This is a genomic window from Sinobacterium caligoides, assembly GCF_003752585.1.
Taxonomy (GTDB): Bacteria; Pseudomonadota; Gammaproteobacteria; order Pseudomonadales; family Sinobacteriaceae; genus Sinobacterium; species Sinobacterium caligoides.
The window spans coordinates 1,215,239-1,233,375 of sequence record NZ_RKHR01000004.1; the positions used below are offsets into that span (position 1 = coordinate 1,215,239).

Sequence of the window (18,137 nt, forward strand, 5' to 3'; positions counted from 1 at the left end):
AGGAACAAGATGTTATTACGTTTTACCAAAATGCACGGCTGTGGCAACGACTTCGTTGTGCTCGACCTCATCACGCAACGCTTCAATATTAGCGAAGAGTTCGTTCGCAACATTGCCGACCGACGTTTCGGTATCGGCTGCGACCAAGTGCTGGTAGTCGAACCGCCGCAACAACCGGAGATCGATTTCCGTTATCGCATCTTTAACTGCGACGGTTCCGAAGTCGAACAGTGCGGTAATGGCGCGCGCTGCTTTGCACGTTTTGTCCTCGATAAGCGCCTCACCGCCAAGAAACGCGTCAGCGTCGAGACCAAGTCCGGCATCATCGAGCTTAGCATCACCGACCACAATCAAGTCGTCGTCGATATGGGCGTGCCGATTCTCAACCCTGCCGAGATCCCCTTCCAGGCGGAGGCACAAGCTGTCGCCTACTCCCTCGATATTGCCGACCACACGATTCAGATCGGTGCTATCTCCATGGGTAACCCACACGCCGTCTTACAAGTGGAAGACATCGACACCGAGCTCGTCGATCACCTTGGCCCTATGCTTGAGATCCACCCTCGCTTTCCAAAGAAGGTGAATGTCGGCTTTATGGAGGTTGTCGATCGCGGACAAATCAATCTGCGCGTCTATGAACGTGGCGTCGGCGAAACACTCGCCTGCGGCACCGGTGCCTGCGCCGCCGTCGTCAGCGGCATCTTACGTGGTCTACTCGATCACCAAGTCACCGTTAACCTACCCGGTGGTAGCTTACATATAGAGTGGTTCGGCGGTGAGGAGTCGGTTTATATGACCGGGCCCGCGGAGACAGTATTTGACGGCCAGATACATCTCTGACAATCTAGTTTCAACAATATCGAGCTGTGCCGTTAACGCTTTCAACGACACAGCGCACAGACATCAGCCTGCTATTAAGCGATGCTAGTGCTAGCAGCGGTGTCATGCGAAACCATCTGGGCCCGCCAGCCACTGGCCTAACGACTCAAGCGGAGAACAGCGACCGATGCAAAAGAACCCTACTGAGTCTCTTTCTGAGGAGCAGGTTGCCAAGTATTTGCAGCAACACCCCGAGTTTTTTACCCAGCGTGACGACTTGCTCAGTCAGCTCACTCTCCCTCACGACAGCGGCGAAGCGAGCTCACTGCTGGAGCGACAGATCGCCCATCAGCGCCAACTCAACAACGACCTACGCAGCCGCCTTAACAACCTACTGGGCGTCGCTCGCGATAACGATCAGCTCTTCAACAAGACTAAGAATTTAGTGCTCTCGTTACTCGACTGCCAGGACCTTGATCACGCCGTCGACATTATCAACTTCAGCCTCACCAAAGATTTCAACGCCGACTATTGTTCACTCACCCTGTTCGGCAACAGCAGCCAATACAGCCACAGTAAAGCGAGGGTCGTCGGCGCCTTTGAGGCACAACAGACTGTCGGCCATCTATTGCGCAGCAGCCGAGCAGTGTGTGGCGTGCTACGACCACAAGAGCTGGAGTTCTTATTTGCTGAGGATGCAGACGCCATCGGTTCTGCGGCCGTCAGCCCGCTCAGCTACGGCCAATTAATCGGTGTACTCGCCATCGGTAGCGCAGACGAAACATACTTCCGTTCCAGTATGGGCACGCTATTCTTAAGCTACGTCAGCGAGGTGCTCAACCGCACCCTGCCTCGTCTGATGACACAGTGCCAAGCCAAAGTTGCCTCCGCCTAAAGGTCAGCCATGCCAGAACAAGCAGATCACTGCACTACGATTGCAGCCATTGTCGAGCGCTATCTCGACTATCTTGCTCATGTTCGGCGCGCCTCACTCCACACTCTTGCCGCCTACCGCCGCGATCTCAGCAAGCTGATTGCGCACTGCCAACAACAGGAAATTAATAGCATCACAGCTATCGATGCAGAGCAATTGCGCCGACTGATCGCCCACCGCCACCGCTTGGGAACCAGCGCCAGCTCCATTCAGCGGATGTTATCGAGCTACCGCAGCTTCTTTAAATACCTCATTCGCAATGAGCTCTGCCAAATCAACCCAGCGCAACTGGTACAGGCACCGAAGGTCGAGCGTAAATTACCTAAACTACTCGATGTCGACGACAGCCAGCGACTGCTGGACAGCCACGAAGAGGACGACCCCCTGCTGATCCGCGACCTCGCCATCGCCGAGCTCCTCTATAGTAGCGGCCTCCGCCTCTCCGAACTCACCCAGCTCAACATCGGCGACCTCGATATCAACAGTAAATTAGTCACGGTTCTCGGCAAGGGGCAAAAAAGCCGCCAGGTACCGGTCGGCAGACTCGCCTGCAAAGCAATTCAACGCTGGCTACAGCACCATCCTCAGGCGGCTATGGAGACTGCTAACACACGGCCCTTGCCACTCTTTACCAGCCGCCGTAATCAACGCATCTCCGCCCGCAGCGTGCAGAGCCGTATTAAGCTATTAGCCGCCAGCCAACACCTGCCCCAGCATCTGCACCCTCATATGCTACGTCACTCTTTCGCGACCCACTTACTTGAATCAAGTGGCGACCTGCGGGCAGTACAAGAGATGCTCGGCCACGCTAACTTAAGTAGCACGCAAATCTATACCCACGTTGACTTTCAACAACTGGCGAAGGTCTACGACCAGGCTCACCCCCGCGCCGAACGGCAGGGCGGCGGCACCACAGCACCGCTTGAAAAGTACAAAAGCGACAAGTAAGCTCAGTTACCCCTCGATCAGTGGATTTTGCTCATTATGCCGACAGCCAATACTCCAACAACCATCAAGGTCATCAGCTTTGACCTCGACGACACCCTCTGGCCGCTCGCAGACACCCTAGCCAAGGCGGAAGAGGCCTACTATCAGTGGCTGTGTGAGCGCTGCCCAGAGGTAGCTGAGCATACTATCGAGAGCCTGCGTCAGCAGCGCCGTGAATACCTTCTCGATCACCCGCAACACCAGCACCAGATCAGCCAGCTACGTGTAGAAGCGACTCAACAACTGCTGCACGGTTATGGTTATGACGATGCCAAGGCGATCAGCGAGGAAGGCTTCAAGCACTTCATTCAGTGGCGTAACGCCGTCACTCCTTACCCCGATACAAAAACCGTATTAGCGCAGCTCAGCGAGACTTATCGCCTCATCGCAATCACTAACGGCAACGTCGATCTACAACAAACCGAGCTCGCCGGCTACTTCGATTTTTGCCTCTCTGCCGAACAGCTCAACGCCAGTAAGCCGATGCCAGAACCCTTTCAAATCGCCCGCCATCGCTGTGCCGTTAACGACAATGAGATTGCTCACGTCGGCGATCATATCGAGCACGATATCAAGGGGGCTAGCAACCAGGGCTGGCGCACTATCTGGCTCGATCACGGCCACTGCGAGCAGGGCGACATCCAACCCGACGCTATCATTAACGATATTGCTCAGCTACCCGCCGCAATTAGCGCCCTCAATAACACCGCTATCTAACAGACGTTAAATTGCTCGCCCACCGTAGTTGCTGCTCGGCTTCTTCGGCGGATCGGCGGTCACATTGGCCGCCACCTGATCGATCGCACCACCGGCAGTAATAAACGCCTCAATATCCTCTTTCACCTTATTACGAATACGCCTTCGTGACTCAATAGTCCGAGCATCTGCCGCCTCATCGCGGCTCCCCATATACTCAAGGTCGGCCTTCGATTCGCCAAGACTACTTTCCTTCGCACTGGCAGCCTCCTGTTTCGCTGTTTGCCCCCGCGGTCTACCGATCTTTCTCTTCTTGGGGACCTCAATCGCATCATCATCTAAGCTCACATCATTCATATTCACATCAACCATGTTTACCCCCCTTTATTGCGCCCCTCGCAACAACACCTCCTGCGTAACGCTAATAACGACTCCAACATTAAGCGACGGCGCACCCACTCCCCACTATTTATAGACCAAGCAGATAGAGCCACACTGCTTCTTTTATATCTTTTTTATATTACCGAGTGACGCATAACTCCTTTATCCACGGCACGAGACTGCCAGTCTTCGGCCAAAAAAAAACCGCAGCCCCGAAAAGGGCTGCGGCTTTTTTTCGAGGCCCCCACCAAGGGCCCCGTGCAACGGCTATTTACTTGCCGGTAAACTCAGGATAAGCCTCCATGCCACACTCGGAGAGATCAACACCTTCGTACTCTTCCTCTTCGCTGACACGCAGACCGATGATCAGCTTGAGCAAGACCCAGACCACGGAAGAGGTAACGAAAACCCAGCCGAAAATGGTCGCAGCACCGATCAACTGACCACTGATTGATGAGTCACTGTTAGTCAGCGGTACCACTAACAGGCCGAATAAACCAACGACACCGTGTACCGAGATCGCACCAACGGGGTCATCAATCTTTAACTTGTCGAGGGTAAGGATCGAGAAGACCACGAGAAGACCACCCACCGCACCGATCAAACTTGCCTGTGCTGCACTCGGCGTGTCGGGGCCGGCAGTAATCGCCACTAAGCCTGCTAACGCGCCGTTAAGCGCCATGGTCAAATCAGCCTTACCAAACAACAAACGCGCCAGAATCAAAGCGGCAACGAGACCGCCGGCGGCGGCGGCGTTAGTGTTAAGAAAGACCATCGCAACAGAATTAGCACTGTCGACAGAAGCCGTCGCTAACACCGAGCCACCGTTGAAGCCGAACCAACCCATCCACAGGATGAAGGTACCGAGCGTCGCCATCGGCAGGTTGGCACCTGGGATCGCGTTGATCGAGCCGTTAGCACCATACTTACCCTTACGCGCACCGAGGAATATGACACCAGAGAGCGCCGCAGCCGCACCGGCCATGTGGACGATACCGGAGCCAGCAAAATCGAGGAAGCCAAGATCACCCAGGTTATAAAGGCCGAAAACATCGTTACCGCCCCAGGTCCAGCTGCCTTCCATGGGGTAGATAAAGCCGGTCATCACCACGGCAAAGGCGAGGAATGCCCATAACTTCATACGCTCGGCAACGGCACCGGAAACGATTGACATCGCCGTCGCGACGAAGACGACCTGGAAGAAGAAGTCGGCAGAGGGCGCGTAAGTCGCGTTCTCTTCTCCGCCCGGCGTATAACCACTGCCTTCAATACCGCTAAGGAAATACTCGCCGCCATACATCAACGCATAGCCACAGACAAAGTACATGATGGAGGAGATCGCGTAGAGCGCGACATTCTTGGTTAAAATTTCAGTCGTATTCTTAGAGCGGACGAGACCGGCCTCGAGCATTGCGAAGCCCGCCGCCATCCACATAACTAGGGCGCCACAAACTAGGAAATAAAAAGTATCCAGCGCATATTGCAATTCTATTAGTGTGTTTTCCATATCTAAGCCTCCACAGCTCAGCAACTTCTCATCAAGGTTATTCAGTTATGAATTCGTACCTGCGAGTGCTCGCCAAGCGGCTGGCACCCCCCCAGGTCAGGCTCGCGCGGATTAAACCGCGTCGTCGCCGGTCTCGCCGGTACGAATTCGAATAGTTTGCTCTAACGAGGTAACAAAGATCTTACCGTCGCCAATCTTGCCGGTATTGGCCGCCTTCGTGATCGCTTCAATGGTCTGCTCTACAACATCGTCGCCTACAGCCACTTCAATTTTCACTTTCGGCAAAAAGTCGACCACATACTCGGCACCGCGATAGAGCTCGGTGTGACCTTTCTGACGTCCAAAACCTTTTACCTCAGTGACGGTAATACCCTGCACACCGATCTCCGATAACGCTTCACGCACGTCATCTAATTTAAAAGGTTTTACAATCGCGGTGATCATTTTCATAACATCGCTTCCTCGGTTAATTAATATTATTGATAAGCCGACTCGCCCCTAATATGACGAGCCTGCACAACAGTTTAACAGCTTTTTACAACTTGGAGGCCAGATCGTAGTTAACGACAAAGGCGCCGCATCTTTCCCCACATCGGCCTCATCAGTGACCGAGATGCCGTTGTCGCCCAAGCTTGGCAACACCAAGGGCACTGACTGCAAGCAAGGGCTTCTCTTAGCACTAGCTCTCCAAAACTCTATTTTGTATTCATATGTTTATATTTATAGTGTTTGGCATTAAAAAAGGCGCAATACACAATGTTATTGTTTGTGATTGCACACTGTGTGCCAATACCAACCATTCAAATGATAACAACAGCTTACGGACACTCAATAGTACTACCCAGCCAGCATAGTGCGGGCTTGCGCACCAAAATAATCCTCACCCAAGAGGTGCGCACCAATATAGGGCAATCTGGTTCTATATTTTTTTTAACACTGCAGAGCCCGGTGCTAACTCACTTTAATAATAGGGTTTTTCAATGCCGTCGACTGAAGAAAGGCGACGCCCCAAAATGGGTATCCTCTTTGTCTACGCCGACACACTGATGCCGCGATGAAGCGGCAAGCAGAGACAATATTCCCCCTGCGAACAGCCATGACAGCTTTGCTTGCCGGCCCACACCCGCTACACTAGCCCCCTTTGAAATACTGCGCACTACGCCCCGGCCGTGCACACCCTCGGAATACATCATGTCGAAAGATCAGTTCATCGAAGAGCTCAGCCAGCAAGTCAGCAAGCTCATCAGCGCCGCGCCACAGCGCGACGACCTTGAAAAAGCTGTCAAAGCCATCAGCCAGTCCGCCTTCAGTAAACTCGAGCTCGTCAGCCGCGATGAGTTCGACGCACAGACTGCCGTCCTACAGCGTAGTCGACAACAACTCGAAGCGCTGGAAAAACAGCTCGCCGAACTCAGCAAGCGCCTGCCCTAACACATTCGCTATTCAGCGCTGACAAGCTATTCTTGAGGTCTGTTAAGTCGATTCCTCTCGCGCCGCCATGGATGGCAGTGCGCATTAACGACGCTCAAGGATGCCGCTATTATGTCACTCGCTATTGTCTACTCTCGCGCCAAATACGGTGTCGAGGCACCACTCGTCACCGTCGAAACCCACCTCTCTAATGGTCTGCCGGGGCTCTCTATAGTCGGCCTCCCCGAGGCGGCGGTTAAGGAGTCGAAGGATCGCGTGCGCAGCGCCATCCTCAACTCCCACTTCGAATTTCCCGCCCGACGTATCACCATCAATCTCGCCCCTGCCGACCTCCCCAAGGAGGGTGGCCGTTTTGATCTGCCCATCGCCCTCGGCATCTTGGCCGCCTCCGGGCAAATCCCCCCCGAATCATTGAGCAGTGGCGAGTTCATCGGCGAACTGGCCCTCACCGGCGAGCTGCGTCCGGTGCTCGGCGCCCTACCCGCAGCGCTACAGAGCAGCAAGGCACAGCGTCAGCTGATCGTACCCGCCGCCAACGCCGACGAGGCCGCACGCCCCAGCGAGGCAGCGATCATTCCCGTCACCCACCTGCTGCAGCTCTGCGCCCACCTACACGGCCGCGAAAAGATCCCCAATCACATTAACGCCAACCCTCTCACGAACGACGAAAACTACCCCGATCTCAGCGATGTTAAGGGACAGCCACAGGCCCGGCGCGCGCTCGAGATCGCCGCCACCGGCCGCCATAACCTGCTCTTCTTCGGTCCGCCGGGCAGTGGCAAGACCATGCTTGCCAGCCGCCTACCCGGCATCCTGCCGGCACTCAGCGAGGCAGAGGCACTCGAGGTCGGTGCCATCTACTCTATCGCCAACGGCGACCACCAACAGTGGTACAAGCGGCCGTTTCGTACCCCTCACCACTCCGCCTCCGCCGTCGCCCTCGTCGGCGGTGGCAGCAATCCTCGCCCCGGCGAGATCAGCCTCGCCCACAATGGCGTGCTGTTTCTCGACGAGTTACCGGAATTTCAGCGCAGTGTACTGGAGGTACTGCGCGAGCCGCTGGAGTCTGGCGCCATCATGATCTCCCGTGCCAGCCGCCAAGTGTTATATCCCGCCCGCTTCCAACTGATTGCCGCCATGAACCCCTGCCCTTGCGGCTACTTTGGCAATGAACTGCGTCAGTGCCACTGCTCCCTCGAGCAGGTTCGACGCTATCGCCACAAACTCTCAGGGCCGCTGCTCGATCGCATCGACATCCAGCTGCCCGTCAAGGCGATCAAGGCGCAGCAGCTCACCAACGGCCTACCCGGCGAACACAGCCAACAGGTGCGCCAGCGTGTCATCGCTGCGCGCGCCATCGCCCTACAGCGCCAAGGTAAGGCCAACGCGCTACTGGATAGCCGACAGGTCGAGGGTTTCTGCCCGCTCAGTCAGGCCGACCTCGTCTTTATGGAGCAGGCGATGGAGCGCCTAAAACTCTCCGCCCGCGCCTATCATCGACTACTCAAGATTGCCCGCAGCATCGCCGATCTCGCCGATTGCCGCGACATCAATCGTCAGCACCTCAGCGAGGCCCTGACCCTACGTGCCTTCGATCGCGGCCAATAAGCTTAAGCGCTTAAATGGGGCGCAGCGCCATCGCTACAGACGGCGAGGACAAAGACGGGCAAAGAGGTTAAGATAGCGCCCCTTTTTCTCGTTTTACTATTGAGCAAGCGCCGTGAGCAAACTAAATCCCCGTCAAGCCGAGGCCGTCAAGTACATCGATGGCCCGCTATTGGTACTCGCCGGCGCCGGCAGTGGCAAGACCAGTGTGATCACGCGAAAAATCGCCTACCTGATCGAGCAGTGTGGCTACAAAGCGCACCATATTGCCGCGCTAACCTTCACCAACAAGGCGGCGAGAGAGATGAAGGAGCGCGCGACCACCCTAGTCAAGGGCAAGGCTGCCCGCGGCCTCACCGTTTCGACTTTCCATAACTTGGGGATGAAGATCATCGCCCAAGAGCACCGAGCCATCGGCTACAAAAAGAACTTCTCCATCTTCGATCAGTCCGACGCCCTCGGCATCATCAAAGAACTGATCCTGCAAGACGGCCTCGAAGGCGAGCTCGATATGGCTGAGATGTACCAGAACACCATCTCCAACTGGAAGAACGAACTGATCATGCCCGGCCACGCGATCAGCTACGCGAAAGACGACGAGACCGCCGCCGCGGCCCGCATCTACGAGGGTTATCAGCGTCTATTGCAGGCCTATAACGCCGTCGATTTCGACGACCTGATCATGGTACCCGCGCTGCTATTTAGCGAACAGCCCGAGGTACTGGCGCGCTGGCACCGCAAGATTCGCTACCTGCTAGTGGACGAATATCAGGACACCAACGGCGCCCAATACCAGCTAGTCAAAATGCTCGTCGGTGACCACGGCAAGCTCACCGTGGTCGGCGACGACGATCAATCGATCTACGCCTGGCGCGGCGCCCGGCCCGAGAACCTGTTTCAGCTACAGGAAGATTATCCCCACCTGAAGCTGGTTAAGCTGGAGCAAAACTACCGCTCCACCGCTCGCATTCTCAAGGCTGCCAACGTCGTCATTGCCAACAACCCACACAAGTTCGAAAAGGCGCTGTGGAGTGAGCTCGGTTATGGCGACACCATTCGTATCCTGCAGACCCGCAACGAGGATGCCGAACTGGAGCGCGTCTGCACCGAGATCATCGATCAGCGCCTGCGCCATCGCCGCGAGTTTCGCGACTTCGCCATCCTCTATCGCGGCAACCATCAGTCGCGCCTATTGGAGCTAAAACTACAGGCCCACCAGATCCCCTACCAGCTCTCCGGCGGCACCTCCTTCTTCAGTCGTCAGGAGGTGAAAGACATCATGGCCTACCTGAAGTTGCTGATTAACCCCGACGACGATAACTCCTTCCTGCGCATCGTCAACGTGCCGCGCCGTAAGCTCGGCGCCTCGACGTTGGAGGCCCTCGGCAACTACGCCAACGAGCAACATGTCAGCATGTTCGCCGCCGCCTGCTCGCCCTATCAAATCCCCGGCCTCAACGAGGCAGCGATCACGCGCCTGGAAGGCTTTGCACACTGGCTGGAGGGGGTTAAGAAAAACATGGTCAGCGGCGACCCGATCGACGCTATCAAGGAGATGATTAGCGACATCGACTACGAGGCCTGGCTACACCAAAACGTCGCCAGCGCCAAGGCCGCCGAGAAGCGCATGGAGAATATCCACTACTTGGTCGACGCCCTTGCCAGCGCGCTGAGCAAAGTCGAAGAGCAAGAAGATGGCGACGCCGATATCGGTGCCGCCATCACCAAGTTGATCCTGCGCGACATGATGGAGCGCCAGGAAGAGGAGGAGGACACCGACCAGGTTCAATTAATGACGTTGCACGCCTCCAAGGGTCTGGAGTTCCCTCATGTCTTCATCATCGGTTGCGAGGAGGAGATACTACCGCACCGTACGAGCATCGAAGAAGACAACATCGAAGAGGAGCGCCGTCTCGCCTATGTGGGCATTACCCGCGCCAAAAAGACCCTGACCCTCTCGTGGGCAAGCAAGCGTAAACAATTCGGCGAAGTCATCGACTGCATCCCCAGCCGCTTCCTCGACGAGCTGCCTCAGGAAGACGTGGTCTGGGAGGGTGGCGAGACCGACCACGAGGCCAGCAAACGCAAGGGCAAAGAAACACTAAAGAGCCTGAAAAATCTCCTCGACGACTTCTAGTTTGACAGCCGGGCCTCTAACAAATGTTCATAGCGTTATCGTCTGCGTTGGTAGTATGATCTAGTCATAATAATCACAACGACTGATGAGGCTCCCTCTGTATGCAAAATCTTTCTCGCCTCGCGGTATTTACTAATGTCGCCCAACACGGCAGCTTCTCCGGTGCCGCCAATGCTCTCAACATCTCTAAGTCTTCCGTCAGCAAACAAGTGACGGCACTGGAGGAACACCTCGGCATTCGTCTATTCCTACGCGGCCCTCGCCATGTACAGCTCACCGACGAGGGCCGCGCACTACTGCAACACGGCGAGACGATCACCGCCGAATATGCCCAGGTACTCGACCTCGCCGCCTCGCTGAAGGGCACGCCGAGCGGTACGGTCTCCGTCAGCATGCCGCGCGTCTTTGGCTTTAGCGTCGTCAAGAAATACCTCGGTGACTTCCTCGCCCAGTACCCACAGCTGAAGCTGCGTCACGGCATCAGCCAAAACAATAGCCAACAACTCTCCCGCGGTGACGATACCGACATCACCATCGTCGTCGGTGAACAGCCCGATAGCTCGCTAATTTGTCGACGCATCGCCAGCCTGCACACCTCCTTATACGCGTCGCGAGAATACCTGCAACAACACCAGGCACCACGCCGCCCCAGCGACCTACAACAGCACAACTGTCTGCCGGTCGACTATCCCAACATTGATAACTTCCGCCTCTGGCGATTGATCGAACAACAGCAAGCGGTCGAAGTCGAAGTCGACGGCAACCTGATCATGACCGATGTTACCCAGGTGATCGAGTTGGTACAGGAGGGCTACGGCATCTCCATGCTACCGGACTATGCCGTCAGAGAAGCCGTCGCCGCAGGCGAGCTGGTACAGCTGTTGCCGCAGTACCACGGCCCCAATATTCCCGCCTACCTGATCTATTCTGAGCGTCGCCACCTCAGTCCCAAACTACGCGTCACCATCGACTTTCTCACCGACTGTTTCAGAACCGAGGGGTTACTCGAGGACTAAGCGCCTAAAAATAGAGGAATAAAACAGCAAAATCACCACAAAACGTCTAGCAGATCACATTTCAAAATTTTGTCACTAGTCGCCCATGAGCGTCAGAATTACAGTAAACGTGTCGATTAGCCGCGCCAATATAACAGCGGTACTCGTGTTTGATTTTCTGCCGACAGACCAAAAATAACCAGCGCCGCCCAGGTAACCACCATGATCACAACTACAGAGTTAAGGGCTTTCAGTCCTTTCGAAAACTTCGATGAAACACAGCTCAGCAGCTTACTCGCAACCGCCACCCTCAAGGAACATAAGGCTGGCGATACGATCATCGGTAAAAACGCCCATGCCGCACTCCGTCACTACCTCATCGAGGGCAGCGCCGAACTGAAACTCTCCTTCTTCGAGCGCTCTATTATCGACACCAGCCAACAGGCCCTCGAAGAATTGACCCCTGCCGACTCGCAGATGATCGCGAATTCCGCCTGCACACTGCTCTGCCTACAAGCGCAAAGTATCGAGCGCTGTCTGCAACAGAATGCCAAGCTTGCACAGCAAGCCAGCAAACAGAGCCAGCAATACCAGTTTGCCGAACCCGAGATCGACTGGATGAACCGCTTTCTCGAGTCGCCACTGGTACAGCAACTCAGTGCCGGCACCATCGGCAAGCTATTCAGCACGTTCACCGATATAGAGATAGAGGCGGGCGACAGCATCTTTAGCGCAGGTGATGAGCCCGATGCGTTTTACGTCATCAAGCAGGGCCGCGCCGAAATTAAAACGCAGAGTTACAGCAGCGATAAAGGCAGCACAATCCCGCTGATTGCCGGCGACTATTTCGGCGAAGAGGCCCTTCTTGGCGGCACCGTGCGCAACGCTACCATCTTCATGCCCAGGGGTGGCGTCGTCGGACGCATGAGCCGCGAAGACTTTCTCGATACCCTCAAGCCGGCGCTGATCCAGCAAGTCGAAGACAATGCCAGCCTTGATTTCGGACCAGATACCGACAATATATTGGTCGATCCCCGCCTGTTCCTCGAATACCAGCTGAGCGCACGCAGCCACAGCGTCAACATCCCCGTCGCTCTGCTGCGGCAAAAGCTACCCGAGCTCGACCCGCACAAAACCTATTATATTGCCCCCGAAGGAGGCGAACGCAGCGAGTTGGCAGCCTACATGATGCGTCACGCCGGCCTCAATACCTACCTCATCCCCTCTAGCAACTGAAATAGCAGACAATAAAAAAGCCGTGTCCAATCGCTTGAACACGGCTTTCTCTCTGGCGCAACAATTACTTGCTGCGACCAACCATATAATCAACCGTCGCCATAATTTCTTCGTCGCTACAGCTCATGCACGTTCCCTTCGCTGGCATAGCGTTAAAGCCTTCGATAGCATGCTTGTGCAGCGTATCCATGCCCTTGGCAATATGCTTCTTCCACTGCTCACTATTACCCACAATCGGCGCGCCGGCAGCACCGGTCGAATGACAAGCAGTACACGTGGTGTTGAAGATTTCCTCGCCTGAGCGACCTGCACTGGCCGCAGGTGCAGCAGCACCGGCCACGTGCACACCTTTACACTCATCACCCTCGACACAGACGCTGGCCGCAGGCTTGAGGCGCTCGGCAATACGCGCATCGTCAGTATTAGCATATGAGCTACTAACGATAAGGCCAGTTAACATCGCGGTTACCGCTATTATTACTTTATTCACTTTCTACTTCCCCGTATTGGCTTAATTGCGATGGCTGACTGCCACTAATAATTAATTGGGGGCATTATATCCACATAAGTAGTCATGGTAAAATGAACGCAGGGCCTGCGATGAGAAATCTGCCCCACAACTGCACGTAGATAAGAATCATTATCGTTTCGCCTGCATTTCCTCAGCCCAAGTCAACTTTTGTAGCGAGATACTGTCGTCGATACTGCCCCGGACTGACACCTACTCGACGCTTGAACTGACGAGAAAAGTGACTCTTATCGCAGAAGCCACAATCAACGGCGATCTTGTCGAGCGTCACCTCCGCCCGAAACAGCATCTCCTTGGCCCGCATCACCTTCAGCTCGGTAAGGTATTGCTGTGGCGACTGACCCAATTGTCGGGTGAAATAACGAATAAAACGACTTTCACTCATGCCCAGCAGCTGCGCAAGTTCTCGATTGCTGCTGCGCTCAGAAAGACACTGCTGCATCCGTTGCAACACCGGCCACAGGATCGGCGCCAGCCGCTTCTCTTGCCACTGCTGTGGGTCAATCGCTCGCAAGCAGTAACTGAGCACATCCATCGCACGCAGCGTCAGCAGCGGGCGATGAGATTCACCGCTATCGATCAGCGGCCAGACAAAGTTAAGAAAGGCCTTGTTAACGGCAAACTCATAAATAGGCTGACGCAAGGTTAATAGCTCCGGAGTGAAGTTAAATAACACGTGAAATTCATCTAACGGCCGCAGCTGGTCACCGGAGAAATTAACACCAGCAGGAATCAGATACAGCCTATCCGGCTGTACGACTACGGCTTGGCCATCATCAAAATAGAGGGTGATACCGGGTTCTGGGTACCAAAACAGACGCCACAGCGGCGCCGCTAGATTCGCCGCCGACCAATACTTAGTACGGCAGAATACCACTCGCTGCAGCTCAAACTTTAAGTTCGAGTAAGCGTGTTTTTCACGACTATAAAAGAAGCTCATCGGTGACCACCGAACCCGTAGATTACTGCGTTATTGTTATTTTTTTATGCAACAAGCAGGGGTATCAACCTGCACCGCCACAGCCGTTGCCCTGCAGAATTATCTAGCGCTTTGCCCGCAACGTACCACAGTTCCGACAGCCCCATACATTGTTATCGATGCTAGCACGCCTAAAATAAATTGCCATGGACTGCGCAGCCCTAAGCTCAAAATACAGCTCTAAAAGACCAACAATAATTCCAAAAAAGTCACTGCCTGTAAAAGTGAAACAAAAGGACTGAATCATGAAAGTTATCCTAAGCACTCTGTGTCTAACTCTATCGTTGATGCTCAGCGTCAGCAGTTACGCCGGCTTCTTCTCCCTCTTCTCCAAGAACTACACCCGAACACAACACCCCATCGTACTCGTGCACGGTCTCTACGGCTTCGACAGCTTGTTAGGCATGGACTACTTCTATCGTGTTCCCGCCGCCCTAGAACGCAGTGGCGCCACCGTTTATATTGTCACCGTCGCCGGTGCCAATGAGACCGAGGTCAGAGGAGAGCAGTTGCTGGAACAGCTAGAAACGCTATCCGCTGTCACTGGCCACGCCAAGTTCAACCTCATCGGTCATAGCCACGGCTCCCCCACCTCGCGCTACGTCGCCTCCATTAGGCCCGATCTCGTCGCCTCCGTCACCGGTATTGGCGGCACTAACAAAGGTTCGCGAACCGCCGACCTGATGCACATCATTCCCGAAGACTCCTTTGCCGAAGACATCGTCGCACTATTCGCCACGACCCTCGCCTCTCTCATCGACGGTGTCAGCGGTGGCGGTTACGAACAAGATGCCGTCGCCTCGTTTCGCGACCTGACGACAGCCGCATCGCACGCCTTCAACGAGATCCACCCCCAGGGCATCCCCACCAGTGCCTGCGGCGAGGGAGATTATGAGGTTAATGGCATACGCTATTACTCATGGAGCGGCACCAAGCCCCTCACCAACGCCCTCGACCTCTCCGACATGCTGCTTGGTTTCACCAGTCTGACCTTCTTCGGTGAAGCCAACGATGGCCTCGTCAGCCGCTGCTCGAGTCACCTCGGCCAAGTCATTCGCGATGACTATCGCATGAATCATCTCGACGAGACTAATCTGTTACTGGGCCTGCATGACATCTTATCCACAGACCCGCTGACGGTTTTTCGCCAGCACGCCAACCGCCTAAAGAAGGCAGGTCTGTAAGATGGCCCGCCCCGTCACCCTAGCTGTCACCTGCCTCGGCCTCGCCGTGGCGGGCTACTTACTGCTCGAGGCCGTACCGGTTCCCCCCTCTGTGACCGCGACGCCAGCTGTGCAGCAGCCGACCACACTGCGCGCTCCACAAGCAACTGAGCAGACGACACAACAGCGACCAATGAAGACCACTGCGCCTGACGCCGGGCCAGCCAATATCATCTTACCCAAGGCGATCGCCGGCCTCGATATCGACGGCAACATCCTACTCGACAGCGAGGGCCGCATCGTCGTCGAGCAGCAGCTACGCGACCTGTTCGAATTCTTCCTTAGCCTGCAAGGCGACTGGAGCCTCGAGGAAATACAGCAGTACTTTCCGCTTGTGCTCGCCCAACAAGGTTTGGATCCAGCCACGCTCGTGCAGGCTGAGCAATTATTCCAACACTACATCGACTACAAAACAGCACTCAGCGACCTCGCCTCGCAAACCCTCGACCCCTGGCAGCTATTACAAGCGAGACAACAGATACAGCTGCAATACTTTCAACCTGAGCAGGCCAGCGCGTTATTCGCCGACGAAAATAACTACATGGCTTACAGCCTCAATAAGTATTATCAACAGGATCTAGACGAAAACTACCGACAGACGATGATCGATGACGATCGACAACAACTCAGCGAGCAGGATAGGCGCAGCATCGACCGCTACCAACAGAGCCAGCAACAGTTGAGCGAACTCAAGGCCCTACAGCAGCTCAACACAACAGAACGACAACAAGCGCGCATTGAACTGGTCGGCGAAGTCGCGACCGGCAGGCTTGAACAGTTAGACCAGCAACGCCTACAGTGGCGAAACAAAATCGAGCAACTGCAGCAACACCAGCAACAACTCGATAATATCGCCGGTCTCGCCGAGCAGGACCGACAGCAGCAACGCGATGATTACATCGCTGAGCACTTCAGCGACAGCGAACAACGACGCTTACAGAGCTGGACAAAAATCAATCAAGCCGCACGCTAGAGCGAAAAACCGTGTTAAGCGTTGAAACCCAGCGACAGGGCGGGTATGATTCTTCGCCTCGACCCCACCGGGGACGAGCACTCGTTGTTCAGCAAGAACACGCCAACCGCCCTTAGCTCAGCTGGATAGAGCGTCGCCCTCCGGAGGCGAAGGTCAGAGGTTCGAATCCTCTAGGGCGGGCCATCTCTAACTCCCCCTTTTCGCTGCCATCACCCTTTATCACCTCATTAGCCGTTTTTTAGCAACATCATAGTGCAGCTAACATTTACCGTTTGTTTCATCTCCCGCGCACGACTAAAAAGACTCTCTCAGCCGATCACCCACACGGGGCAGACACAGCCAAGCAGCGTCGTTAAGATAAGAAAAAATTAATAACAACCAATAAGGAAGGATCCTGCCATGAGTCACACTGCCACGGCGGCGAGCACCGAGCCCTGCCCGTTCGATACCGCCAGCTTCGACCCAATGAGCCTGCAGTACACCACACAGCCAAGCAGCCACTTTGCTGCCATCCATCAATCGACGCCTATTTTTTACTCAGAACGTTATCAGGCCTGGATGGTCTACGACTACCTCGTCGGCAAGGTTGCCGTATCGGACCCACGTTTTTCGCGCAATAAGAAGTTTTGGCAACAAGCACCGCATGAAGAGGCCAGTAAGCGGTGGCCACAGACACAGTTGACACGTGATGATGCCAGCCCTTTTATTAACGAAGACAAACACCGCCGTACTCGCGCCATGTACAGCGACGTCTTTAAACCGCAGGCAATCGCACGAATGGCCGACATCATCAAGGCCACCGTTGAGAGCCACTGCAGCGCGCTGACCACTGCCGACGATGTCGACGTCGTCTCTTTGATTCGCCCCATTCCAAACGCCGTCATCTCACGCATCCTCGGTATCCCCGAAGAAACACAAGCGGAGGCACAGTTTGTTCAAGCGGCCTCCGACTACATGCTAGCCGTCAGCCCCTTCGCCAGCGACGCCAACCGAGATCGCGCAGAGCACGGCATCAAAGTGATCTTTAATATCGTTGGTGGACTCATCGATGCTCGTCGAGCACACCCCGAAGAGGACCTTATCTCTTCGCTACTCAGCAGTGTCGAGTACAGTGCCGAGAGCAAACAAGATATTATTGTCTCTATAGCGACATTACTCAGTGCCGGCACCGACAGCAGCCGTCACTCTATCGCACTCGCCATCAAGACCTTGCTGCAGCATCCGGCACAACTGCAACAGCTACAGCAGAACCCAGAGTTACTGGACAGTGCCTTGTTAGAGCTGATGCGCTTCGACTTCACCGGCAAACTACTGCCGCGCTTTCTCAAGGAAGATGTCGAGCTGCACGGCCATCTTTTCTCTCGCGGGGAGATGGTGCTCACCTCATTACAGGGTTGCGGCTGGGATCCAAAACACTACGACCAGCCAGAACGGCTAGACTTAACACGCGATAATAAACAGTCACTGCTGTTCGGCCACGGTCAACATCATTGCCTAGGCTTCCATCTCGCCAAGCTACAAATCAAGGAGACTCTGCGCTACTTCTGCGCACAACTGCCCGCCAGCCACCACTTCGACAGCGAACAATTACGCTGGGAGGCACCTGACTTTGTCCTACGCGGCCTCGCCAGCCTGCCCCTCACCCTGCGCTAACGAGTCAACGAGAAAAAGCGCAAGAATCGGGTCGCTCTCGCCCACCCACTCA

17 protein-coding genes and 1 tRNA gene are annotated in these 18,137 nt (G+C 55.2%); 13 read left to right on the forward strand and 5 right to left on the reverse strand.

Annotation, left to right across the window (positions count from 1 at the left end; genetic code table 11):
* Positions 1-9: 9 nt before the first annotated feature.
* The 4 genes from dapF (at position 10) to EDC56_RS12035 (ending at position 3,457) form a co-directional block, all read left to right on the forward strand.
* On the forward strand, positions 10-840 hold the full coding sequence (dapF, locus tag EDC56_RS12020; protein ID WP_123712742.1) for a diaminopimelate epimerase: 831 nt from the start codon (positions 10-12) through the stop codon (positions 838-840).
* 166 nt (positions 841-1,006) lie between these two features.
* Entirely contained in the window at positions 1,007-1,714 is a 708-nt protein-coding gene (locus EDC56_RS12025) for a DUF484 family protein (RefSeq protein ID WP_123712743.1), read from the forward strand.
* 9 nt (positions 1,715-1,723) lie between these two features.
* Positions 1,724-2,701: a tyrosine recombinase XerC gene (xerC, locus tag EDC56_RS12030; protein ID WP_123712744.1), complete on the forward strand. Its 978-nt coding sequence runs from the start codon at positions 1,724-1,726 to the stop codon at positions 2,699-2,701.
* Between the two features lie 36 nt (positions 2,702-2,737).
* Positions 2,738-3,457 (forward strand): HAD family hydrolase, encoded by a 720-nt coding sequence (locus EDC56_RS12035; RefSeq protein ID WP_123712745.1) that lies wholly within the window; start codon positions 2,738-2,740, stop codon positions 3,455-3,457.
* A gap of 6 nt (positions 3,458-3,463) precedes the next feature.
* Here EDC56_RS12035 and EDC56_RS19870 read toward each other — a convergent pair whose 3' ends face one another.
* From EDC56_RS19870 to glnK, 3 genes are all read right to left on the reverse strand, one after another.
* Positions 3,464-3,808, reverse strand: a complete 345-nt coding sequence (locus EDC56_RS19870) for a hypothetical protein (RefSeq protein ID WP_245980689.1) — start codon at positions 3,806-3,808, stop codon at positions 3,464-3,466.
* Positions 3,809-4,088: 280 nt separating this feature from the next.
* Complete coding sequence (locus EDC56_RS12045; RefSeq protein ID WP_123712910.1) at positions 4,089-5,324, reverse strand: ammonium transporter; 1,236 nt, start codon at positions 5,322-5,324, stop codon at positions 4,089-4,091.
* A gap of 111 nt (positions 5,325-5,435) precedes the next feature.
* Positions 5,436-5,774 (reverse strand): P-II family nitrogen regulator, encoded by a 339-nt coding sequence (gene glnK / locus EDC56_RS12050; protein WP_123712746.1) that lies wholly within the window; start codon positions 5,772-5,774, stop codon positions 5,436-5,438.
* A gap of 741 nt (positions 5,775-6,515) precedes the next feature.
* Here glnK and EDC56_RS12055 point away from each other — a divergent pair.
* From EDC56_RS12055 to EDC56_RS12075, 5 genes are all read left to right on the forward strand, one after another.
* Complete coding sequence (locus tag EDC56_RS12055; protein ID WP_123712747.1) at positions 6,516-6,755, forward strand: accessory factor UbiK family protein; 240 nt, start codon at positions 6,516-6,518, stop codon at positions 6,753-6,755.
* Positions 6,756-6,866: 111 nt separating this feature from the next.
* Complete coding sequence (locus EDC56_RS12060; protein ID WP_123712748.1) at positions 6,867-8,363, forward strand: YifB family Mg chelatase-like AAA ATPase; 1,497 nt, start codon at positions 6,867-6,869, stop codon at positions 8,361-8,363.
* Positions 8,364-8,475: 112 nt separating this feature from the next.
* Positions 8,476-10,497, forward strand: a complete 2,022-nt coding sequence (rep, locus tag EDC56_RS12065) for a DNA helicase Rep (RefSeq protein ID WP_123712749.1) — start codon at positions 8,476-8,478, stop codon at positions 10,495-10,497.
* Between the two features lie 101 nt (positions 10,498-10,598).
* Positions 10,599-11,513, forward strand: coding sequence for a LysR family transcriptional regulator (locus EDC56_RS12070; RefSeq protein ID WP_123712750.1), 915 nt, complete (start codon positions 10,599-10,601; stop codon positions 11,511-11,513).
* 201 nt (positions 11,514-11,714) lie between these two features.
* Positions 11,715-12,728, forward strand: a complete 1,014-nt coding sequence (locus EDC56_RS12075) for a cyclic nucleotide-binding domain-containing protein (RefSeq protein WP_123712751.1) — start codon at positions 11,715-11,717, stop codon at positions 12,726-12,728.
* Between the two features lie 64 nt (positions 12,729-12,792).
* Here the strand turns inward: EDC56_RS12075 and EDC56_RS12080 are convergent, their stop codons facing one another.
* A complete protein-coding gene (locus EDC56_RS12080) occupies positions 12,793-13,218 on the reverse strand; it encodes a c-type cytochrome (RefSeq protein WP_245980690.1) in 426 nt (141 codons plus the stop codon).
* Positions 13,219-13,390: 172 nt separating this feature from the next.
* Positions 13,391-14,197, reverse strand: coding sequence for an AraC family transcriptional regulator (locus tag EDC56_RS12085; RefSeq protein ID WP_123712753.1), 807 nt, complete (start codon positions 14,195-14,197; stop codon positions 13,391-13,393).
* Positions 14,198-14,481: 284 nt separating this feature from the next.
* Here EDC56_RS12085 and EDC56_RS12095 point away from each other — a divergent pair, with 284 nt between their 5' ends.
* The 4 genes from EDC56_RS12095 (at position 14,482) to EDC56_RS12110 (ending at position 18,085) form a co-directional block, all read left to right on the forward strand.
* Positions 14,482-15,420, forward strand: a complete 939-nt coding sequence (locus EDC56_RS12095) for a lipase family alpha/beta hydrolase (protein ID WP_123712755.1) — start codon at positions 14,482-14,484, stop codon at positions 15,418-15,420.
* 1 nt (position 15,421) lies between these two features.
* Complete coding sequence (locus EDC56_RS12100; protein WP_123712756.1) at positions 15,422-16,432, forward strand: lipase secretion chaperone; 1,011 nt, start codon at positions 15,422-15,424, stop codon at positions 16,430-16,432.
* 106 nt (positions 16,433-16,538) lie between these two features.
* Positions 16,539-16,615 (forward strand) — tRNA-Arg (locus EDC56_RS12105).
* A gap of 216 nt (positions 16,616-16,831) precedes the next feature.
* Positions 16,832-18,085 (forward strand): cytochrome P450, encoded by a 1,254-nt coding sequence (locus EDC56_RS12110; RefSeq protein ID WP_123712757.1) that lies wholly within the window; start codon positions 16,832-16,834, stop codon positions 18,083-18,085.
* Positions 18,086-18,137 lie beyond the last annotated feature (52 nt).